Consider the following 8,967-nt stretch of genomic DNA (forward strand, 5'->3'; position numbering starts at 1 on the left):
TGATCTGTACTCACTGACCATCGCACGATGGCTCACTACGTTGCCGGAGCAACGCGCAACTGCGGAGAATTACACCATTCCACGGGACGTAACCTTTCGGACAGCGGATTTGATGGTTTTTTCTACGCTGCCGATGCCGGCTGTTGGTAACTGTAATGGACTTCGTTGGGCCGGCGGTAATCAAGGGCCGAATGCCGGCGGCGGGAGTTGTAGAACCCCTCGATGTAGGCCGCGACGTCGCGCTTGGCGCGGGTAATCGTGGGATAGACAGTGCGGTGGACACGCTCATTCTTGAGCGCGGAGAAGAAGGTTTCGGCCTGGCTGTTGTCCCAGCACACGCCGGTTCTGCCCATCGAGGAACGCATGTCCAGCCCGGCCACCAGCGCCGTGTAAGCAGCCGAGGTATAGACACTGCCCCGGTCGCTGTGAAAAATCGCCTGCGGCTCGATCACGCTCGTGGCGGCGGCGTTGCGCAAAGCGGTCTCCACCAGCTCGGCGCGCATATGATCGGCTACCGCCCAGCCGACGATTTTCTTCGAGTAGCAGTCGATCACAGTGGCCAGATAGGCGAAGCCCTCCCAGGTATGGATGTAGGTAATGTCACCGACGAATTTGACGCCGGGTTTGCCGGCACTGAAGTCCCTTTTGACCAGGTCCGGGATCTTCGCCGCGGCCTCGGCATCGGCCTCGGTGGTGATCCGGAACGGGCGCGGCTGGCAGGGCACCAGGTCCTCATCGCGCATGATCTGCCGGACCAGTTCCGGGGAGCATTCCGTGCCCTCGCCGGCCAGGTCGGCGTGGATCCGCCGGTACCCGTAGGTACCGTCCGACTCGTCGAAGAAGTGGCGGATACGAGCCGCCAGGGCCTGCCTGCGGGCCGCGGTGGCCGACTGCGGACGCTTGAGCCAGTCATAGAACCCGGACGTGGACACACCCAGCCACAGGCACATTCTCCAGACAGGGTTCGTCTCGGCTGGATCGTTTTTCCGGGAGTCGATGTACTCGTACCTGCTCACTGTCGCTGCTCCCTCGCGAAGTAAGCGCTGGCTTTTTCAGGAACAGGTTTTCGGCCTTCAGATCCCGGTTCTCCTGCTCAAGCTCTTTCAGCCTGGCCCGCTCGGAACCGGTAACTTCGGTCTCGGTACCGCCGTGGGTTTCCCGGTACTTGATCAACCAGCGGCGCAGGGTCTCTGGCCCCACACCGTAGGATTTGGCGACTTCCACGATGGGCTTGGACGTCTCAACGACCTCACGGCAAAGATCGTCCTTAAAGCTCTGCGGGAACGTCCGACGCGTTGCAGACATACTGCGATTCTCTCTTTCAGTAGCACCCTCCAGTTTAGGAGGGTCCACTGTCCGAAATCTCTAGGCTCGCCAGTTGACGCTGACCTGCGACAGTGGCCCGGACCCCTAGAGCTAGCGGATGCGCTGCCGAGTAGGGCGGGTTGCCTCAAAGGGCCTGGCGCGTCGAACGTACCTTTACGCCGGGTCCTGAACCAGCCCTTTGAAGGCCGGGCTGTTCCCCAACTTGGCCGTTCAGCGGAGCCATACGCAGGTAGAGGGTAGCCTTGGACATTCCCATATCGCGTGCCACCTACGCGGCTGGCTGCCCCACGTCGATCAGGCGGGCCGCGTTTCCGATCTGGCTGGCCGTCTATTGAAGCTTGCGTCCGTCGAGATCCTGTCCGGAGGCGCGGCGCTTACTCGCGCTGTCGCGGATGTGCTCACGCTTGATCTCCAACTCCATCTGCCCGAGCGCGGCCATGACGGTAAAAACCATCTGGCCTGTCGGCGTGCTGGTTTCCACGTCTCCGCCCTGGGGGTTGAGTACGCGGAGCCCCACGTCGTTTCCCTTGAGCTCGTGGGCTCGGTCAAGCATGTTCTGAACCGACCGCCCCAAGAAGTCAAGTGTCGTGATAACGAGCTTGTCCCCGGGGTGGAGCACGGCCATGGCCCGATCCAGTGCCGGGCGGGAAGCCCGGCCGCCGCTCCCGCCGTGGTCGATGTACAGATCGTCGCGGCGGACTCCCGCCGCGAGCGGGTCTTGTTCCTCGCGATCGGTGTCCGGCCCCTGATCGGTACGCGGGCGTACCCAATTAGCTTTCCCGTGCCCTAATCCTGTTTTGTAAGCGCGTTTGCTAACCAAGAACGTAGCGCGAGCTTGAGAGACATACAAGCGAGACGCTTTTTGGTTTCCAGGGCGTGGGCCAACTGTCTCGCATGCCAAGTGTCTTAAAACCCATGGGTTGAAAGACACTCATGACCGTTGACGCTGATCGGCTTTGCCATGAAGTAATGTCGTAGCCTGGAAGGGGAGTGTCTGTTGGCCATCGAATTCAAAGAATCGATACGGGTGACGCCTGTTGGCGAACCTGAGTCCATTGCGCTGCGCTTGGAAAGGGAGCTGCGACGCCTGTTTCCTGGCGGTGATTCCTTCCATGAGGAGAATAGGTGGGGCAAGGGTGTATGGTCGTTGACCGACCCTTCCGATACAACATCGACCGCCAAATCAGTCACCGCAGTGTTCGCAGAGTTTCGGGAACACGACCTTGAACCAAAGATGTTGAGCAGCCACAAGTATGGGGTGGCAGGAACGCTAGGTGAATCAAGATTCACGGTCCACGTCTACTACTTCATTAGCCGCGGGCACATAGACTTGGACGTTTCAGGCGACAACCGAATCACTGTCGATGGAGTGGCGGCTACTTGCCGCCGCATTAAAGCATCCTTAGAGCAACCCGAGAGTCAGGATTCAGCGGCTCAGGCGATGCAATTTGAGAGCCGGGAGCAGCCAGCGGTGCCGCAAATGCCTCAGACTTATGGTGCAGATTCGGAAAAACCCAACAGGAAGCACGGTTGGAAGGACCATTCAGCTGCTTTTTTTGTCACAGTAATAGGTGGAGTCCTTGTCATCGCTTTAGCAACTTGGCTGGGACTGTCTCCTTAGACAGGGACGCAACCGATGCAAGGGCGCTCGCGCCCGATCATGATCTTGCTACCGCAACAGACGCATAAGTCGGCGGTGCCGCCGTTGCCTGCTGACGCCATCCGCGCCGGCCATAGGCCGCTACAAACGCTAGTCGCCCACGTGCGGCCCCTCATAAGTGTAATGATCGCGAGGAAGGTCAAAGCCAGGATCAGTGCCGAGCTCTTCTCTTGTAACGATGTGGCCGTTCGGCTTGCGCACCCAGCTTTGACCGTGGATATCAATGAACTGAAGTCGCACCCCCACATACCCGTTCATGTCGGCGAGGTCAGGGTGTCGTTCGAAGTCAAGCCGCAACGTTTTCCGTTTACCTGGGGCAAGGAGAGGTAGGCCGAACTGCGAGCCAGAGTGGATAACCTTTAAGACTGGGCTGGACATATATCCGAAGAACAGAACGTTGATGTTCCTGACCGGGAACTCTGTCGCATTGACCACGCGAACTAAGACGTGGTCCGCCTTGAGATCTCCGAAGCCGAAGACTTTCGTATGCTGTAATCGCTCCGCGGTCCTTCGCTCGTGACGGTCAGCGAGGGTGAGCTTGATGGAAACAAAACCGAGAACAGCAGACAAAATCAGCGCCCCCACAGTCGCCCAAGCGGTTATCCAATCAGTAATTGGCATGGCCTCAATGGCGATCGTTGTCTCGACGGCGGCGGAGATAAGCATTCCCCAAGTCTATGTATGAAGGGGTGGGGGAGGGACCTCTCCTGGCGCAGAGGCCCTTCCCCGGTCGTAATAGCGCGCCTTTGTGCGGGCGGGATAGGAAGTTTTCCTCAGCAACCGTTCCAAACGGCTACCCGATTGCCCGTTTCAAGGTCTTGTTTTCGTGGACGGGATGTTTGATAGCCGAGTTGGCTGAAAAGGCCGAGGCAGTGGCCGCCAGTGTAGACACTAGTACAGCAAAGACATTTCAGCAGGCGCGCAGACTGGTGGACCGGGCACTTGATGCGGACGCTATATCAAATCGGCTTGCGGTGGCAATCGACAAGGTTATTCCGACAGTCGACGTTGACGCGGCGGAGGGGGCCGTCTAAGCAACCTGCATTGATCTGATCCAAGAGTGGGCCGTACGTATTCTGCTCATCCACAAGAAGGCGGCCCAAGGGCTGCCTTCTTGTTAGCTTTTCCTGATTCCGGATTTTTGGAGGAGGAAAGAATGAGTGCGACATGGTGACGCGAAATCGCAAATGAGGAGGCACGGCCGGCCCCTGGTCTCCCCGCGGCCAGCATGTTTCTCACAGACCGGAAATTCAACGGCCTTCCGTCGTCCGGTCGACGACGTACACCTGACGGAGGGGAATCCGCGTTTTCCAGTGGGGATCGAGCTTGTCGTAGTGGCCCAATGTCAACTGTACGACATCTGCGCCCGTGAGCAGCCGCAGGTTCTGCCGTTCGCGCTCATAGCCAACGGCCTCTTTGCTGAAGCTGCCGAGGCAGACGAAGAGCGCCAGCTCGCCGTGGGCAAGGGTTCCGCTCAGTCTCTGAATATCGGGCCGGGACTGCTGAGCACTGGTGTGTTTGCACTGAACCTTGATTAACGGCGGCTCAAGCCCGAGAGGATCTCTGTGGGCGATTACGTCCACCCCGCCGTCGGATGAATACGGTGTGACCCGAGCCTGGTACCCCATGGCACGAAGGAGGTCTGCGGTGAAGTGCTCAAATTCTTCGTGGGAAAGATCCTCCAAGAGCGTCTTCAAAATGAAGTCATGAGTAAATTGATCCAGGCGCGCTGCACTCGGCTCCGTCTCGACCCATTCGTCAACCGTTTCCGCCTCGGTTCCGGCTTGGTCCTGTTGAAGAATGTCCTCCGATCCGGTTTTCAAAAACTGATCGAAAATAATGGCGTTCTTCTTGACCCGGAACAAGGTTAGAGCAGAACCGATTTCGTACAGAGCCTTTTGCGGGAAAAGCCCCCGAGAAATTCCGGTCTTCAGCCACTTGACGGATCGGCGATGCGGGTGAATAGGCGCGTCCTCGACGTACTCGTAGTCACCGGTAACGATTCCGAAGTTCAGAGTGCTATCGGCGCGATACGGCGCGATGACAACGTCACCCTGCTTCATCTCGAAGGCAAACCGGAAAAGGATTCCTGCCCAGACGGGAATGGCACCGGCTTTTGCCTCCGGGTAGGCCTGCTCCAATGCCTTCTTGAGAAGGTCTCGATCATTGCCTATTGAACGGATATCAGGAATGGCATCCCAACCGATGCTGATGAATCCCTGGTCGAGCAGTTCGTTCGACAATGCATCGTTGTGGATGCCCCACATTGCGCTCATCCTATGCCTCAATCCTTCATCGCCGTTGTGTTCCCCACCAGACTAACCGGAGGCCAAAGGACAGCACGACTGTACGATGAAACGTCAGTACTGCATCGTAGTGTTGGACCGGAAGAAGCAGCAGGATCCATGCCATCCTCTTGCTGATCGTGTAGGAAGGGCGTCCCAATGACTGACGAGCAGTGGACTCGGTTCATGGGATACGCGGTTAAATTCGCGCGCAATGTGGATCTGGACGGCGAGGAACGGAACTACAAGCTGAAGTTGGCCGAACGGCTGACTAGCACTCGCGAAGCATACCTAGAGGGCTCGGAGGACTGGTTCGAGCGCCTGAGGAAAGACATTGCTTCCGTGAATCTCATGCATTGGTTCCCGCTGGCAAAACTGACGGAAGCCGGCCGCGACCGGCCTGACGAGATCAGCTCTATCGTTGGATTGCTCTGGCGCTCGGATGTAAACCTAGAGGAGCTGACCGTATTCGCGGACCGGCTTAAGGGGCTGCAACCGAAGGGTCTACTGGTTGGCGACATTGCTTGTTTCGCCTCCATCCTTCTCCTCGGAAGAAACCCAACGGAGTATCCGCCTTACCGTACGGCGATCGTCAAGAAATTTCTCAAGTTAGTTGGCTGGGCAGATCGCGGGGCTAATGATCCGGTCGCGACCCGCTACCAGCTGCTCCTAGAAGCCATGGACGAGATCCTTCGCCTAACGCCGAAGTTTGGCATCAAACTGCGGGACCGGCTGGATGCCCAAGGGCTTATGTGGACGGTCATGAATGTGAATCCTGGCGCTAGTTGGAGCGTTGAAGAAGCTGCGGATTTCCGCGCTTGGCGCGGAGACAAGGACAAGGTGCCCGGCCGCCGTGCTTGGCTGGTACGTCAGGGCCAGGGCGGCATTTCGATGCTTCAGTCGTGGCAGACCGATTCATTCGTTTCCACCCGGGCTCAACATTTGGGGTCGCCCGATCCTGTCTCTTCTCTGTCAGATGTTCAAAAGGCTGTCAACGAGGGCTATCCCCACACTGATTATGCTGAACGCAAGATCCGGGCAGCGGAGTACTACCGTTTCCTGAAGCTCATGAAACCGGACGATCTGGTCCTTACCCAGCACGAAGGCCAGCTTTATTTGGGTGTCATCGCCGGCGACGCATACTACGTTGAGGAGGAAGCAGCCAGACTTCGGCGTGACGTTGAATGGCAGCCTGGAGCGGTGGACAGTAGCGCTTTGACCGCGCCGCTGCCGCGGTTGCTCGAGGAGCAGGGCGCCGTCGTCGACCTTACCGAGGCTCTCGCTGTAGTGGAGCAGCTATTTGAAGAGGCTGGTCAAATAGAAGATGAGGAGCTGGAAAGGGACGAAACGCAGCCGCAGCCCGCCGTCGTACCTGAACTCCGCGGTGCAAGCGACGGTCTAGCCGCAGCCCTCCACGTGGAGCGCGACGATCTGCAGGAAATCGTGGACCTGCTGCAGACACGGAACCAAATTGTCTTTTATGGTCCGCCGGGAACGGGCAAGACTTACCTCGCTGGGAAGATCGCACGCTATCTCGCGGGGGAGGAGCACGGCGACCACGTCAAGACCGTGCAGTTCCATCCGTCCTATGCCTACGAGGACTTCTTCGAGGGTTACAGGCCAGTCCAGGGCGAGGGCGGGCAGGTCGGCTTCAGCCTGGAACCGGGGCCGCTCCGTCGAATCGCTGCGGAGGCCTCCGCAGAGGGCAACCAGGACAAGCCGTTCTTCCTGATCATTGACGAGATGAACCGTGGCAACCTGGCCAAGGTCTTCGGCGAACTGTACTTCCTGCTCGAATACCGGGATCAGAGCATCAACCTGCAGTACAACCCGACCGAAACGTTCGTACTGCCGCCGAACCTGTTCATCATCGCCACGATGAATACGGCCGACCGCTCCATCGCCATGGTGGATGCGGCCATCCGCCGCCGCTTCGCCTTCGTCGAGCTGCACCCACAAGAGGGCATGATCGAGGGCATGCTGGCGCGCTACCTGTCTGCGCAGAGAAAAGATCCGCTACGCGCCCAGCTGCTGAATGCGCTGAATGCCGAGCTGGGATCCGGGGACCGGGATCTGATGATCGGACCCTCCTACTTCATGAAGGAGCATGCGGAGACCGAAGCCGGACTGGAACGGATCTGGCGGTACGAGCTGCTTCCGTTGCTCGAAGAGCACCATTTTGGCCGGCTTAGCCGAGAACAGGTGCACGAGCGCTTCGGGCTGGCAGCTATCCGACGTGCGGCCGAAGGGAGTGTCAGAGCGACGGATTCTGCTAAAGAGACCTCGGAGGAACGCCAGAATTTGCCGGGGACCCTGTGGTGACAGGCGCCGAGGCAGAGACAGACTAAATGCAGGGGCATTTGATCCTCGACGAACTACAGCAGGAGCCGCTCTCTGCAGAGTTCGACGATGAGGTTGCGGCCGCGCTCAACGACAGTGAACTGGTCTCCGTGCAACCCAGTATTGGCGCTGGGTGGCGGCTCCTTCCAACGGGACGTGTTGGAGCGGTAGAGGTGGGGGACCTGCTGGTAGAGGTCCGGCCCAAAGCGAAAGTGGGGCTGGATCGGCTCCTGTTTCTACTCGGCTATGCGCGGAACCCGGGCTTCCGTCCGGATGATGTTGCCGGCGCCGAGGACGCGGGTCTGTTCTCCGCACTCGCAGAGTCCCTAGCCAGACAGGGGGAGCGGGCCCTGGCACGTGGAGCGCTGTCAGGCTACGTTCACGTGGAAGACGCATTGCGAACGGTCCGTGGCCGGATCCGTGTGGGGGACCAGATGGCCCGCCGGCCGGGCATGCTCCTGCCGCTTGAAATTTCCTATGACGACTTCACTATCGACATACCCGAGAACCGGATCCTGCGCGCTGCCCTGCGCCGGATGCTCCAGCTTCCGAGGCTGTCCGCCGAGACGCGAGGTCGGCTGGCTCACCTGGATTCTAAGCTAGACGGCGTGGCCTTGCTGCCGGCTGGGACGGCACTGCCACATTGGAGCGAGTCACGCGCCAATGTCCGTTACTTGCCGGTCCTGCGGTTGGCTGAGATCATCCTGCGGAACATGTCAGCGGAAGCAGGTGTAGGGCGGCAACGTGTGGTGTCCTTCGTAGTCAACATGGCTGCGGTGTTCGAAGATTTCGTGACTACCGCTCTGGAGGAAGCGCTCGCCGGTGTGCCGGGGCGGGTAATCCCACAGTACGAGTGCTGCCTGGACGAGCCGGACGGGCCGGGTTCACGGGTGAAGATGTACGTCGACGTCGTGCACGTGATTGATGGAAAGCCTGTTGCCGTATTTGATGCCAAGTACAAGGCGTCGTCTTGGGCAGGGTATCCGAACGCTGACCAGTACCAGATGCTCGCTTACTGCACGGCGTTGAATGTCCAGCGAGCTTGGTTGGTGTACGCCGATTCCGGGCCGGTCCGTGTACGCAAGGTGCAGAACACCGCCATCGAGATCGTCGAGTTCCCACTGGACCTTTCACGCAAGCCGGAGGAACTGCTGGCCGCTGTCGCCGAGCTTGCAGCCAGGGCGACGGCGCTGCGTTTAGTTTCCTGATAAGGCAGGAATGGCGATACGGCAGGACAAATGAAATACGGTCAGCATAGGAATCTAGGAATGCGCTGAATAATTTTGGGGGGGTTTAAGGCGCGCCTGCTGGAATATTTTCCTGCCTCGTTAAGACTGGATTCATGCAAGGAGTTGA

At 59.0% G+C, this 8,967-nt stretch carries 7 protein-coding genes; 3 read left to right on the top strand and 4 right to left on the bottom strand.

From position 1 onward, the window contains the following. Positions 1-122: 122 nt before the first annotated feature. Positions 123-1,305, bottom strand: a protein-coding gene (locus tag B0G38_RS22800; RefSeq protein ID WP_264671593.1) for an IS3 family transposase whose coding sequence is annotated in 2 segments (ribosomal slippage) — positions 123-1,044 and positions 1,043-1,305 — 1,185 coding nt in all. Because the reading frame shifts where the segments join, the coding sequence is not laid out codon by codon here. Positions 1,306-1,654: 349 nt separating this feature from the next. Then, a complete protein-coding gene (locus B0G38_RS22805; RefSeq protein WP_319801284.1) occupies positions 1,655-2,257 on the bottom strand; it encodes a recombinase family protein in 603 nt (200 codons plus the stop codon). 66 nt (positions 2,258-2,323) lie between these two features. On the opposite strand from B0G38_RS22805, the gene B0G38_RS22810 reads away from it, so the two are divergent. Further along, on the top strand, positions 2,324-2,947 hold the full coding sequence (locus B0G38_RS22810) for a hypothetical protein (protein WP_264671594.1): 624 nt from the start codon (positions 2,324-2,326) through the stop codon (positions 2,945-2,947). A 129-nt stretch (positions 2,948-3,076) separates the two neighbouring features. Here B0G38_RS22810 and B0G38_RS22815 read toward each other — a convergent pair whose 3' ends face one another. Together B0G38_RS22815 and B0G38_RS22820 are read right to left on the bottom strand one after the other, a co-directional pair. Then, positions 3,077-3,652 carry a hypothetical protein gene (locus tag B0G38_RS22815; protein WP_264671595.1) on the bottom strand — a complete coding sequence of 192 codons (576 nt, stop codon included), beginning with the start codon at positions 3,650-3,652 and terminating at the stop codon, positions 3,077-3,079. Between the two features lie 584 nt (positions 3,653-4,236). After that, the gene (locus B0G38_RS22820) at positions 4,237-5,262 is read right to left on the bottom strand and encodes a restriction endonuclease (protein WP_264671596.1); all 1,026 of its coding nucleotides are present in this window, start codon (positions 5,260-5,262) and stop codon (positions 4,237-4,239) included. Positions 5,263-5,430: 168 nt separating this feature from the next. Between B0G38_RS22820 and B0G38_RS22825 the strand changes: the two genes are divergently transcribed. Further along, positions 5,431-7,593, top strand: a complete 2,163-nt coding sequence (locus tag B0G38_RS22825) for an McrB family protein (RefSeq protein WP_264671597.1) — start codon at positions 5,431-5,433, stop codon at positions 7,591-7,593. 26 nt (positions 7,594-7,619) lie between these two features. Next, positions 7,620-8,819, top strand: a complete 1,200-nt coding sequence (locus tag B0G38_RS22830; RefSeq protein ID WP_264671598.1) for an McrC family protein — start codon at positions 7,620-7,622, stop codon at positions 8,817-8,819. Positions 8,820-8,967 lie beyond the last annotated feature (148 nt).

Source organism: Crystallibacter permensis, from assembly GCF_025960875.1.
Taxonomy (GTDB): Bacteria; Actinomycetota; Actinomycetes; order Actinomycetales; family Micrococcaceae; genus Crystallibacter; species Crystallibacter permensis.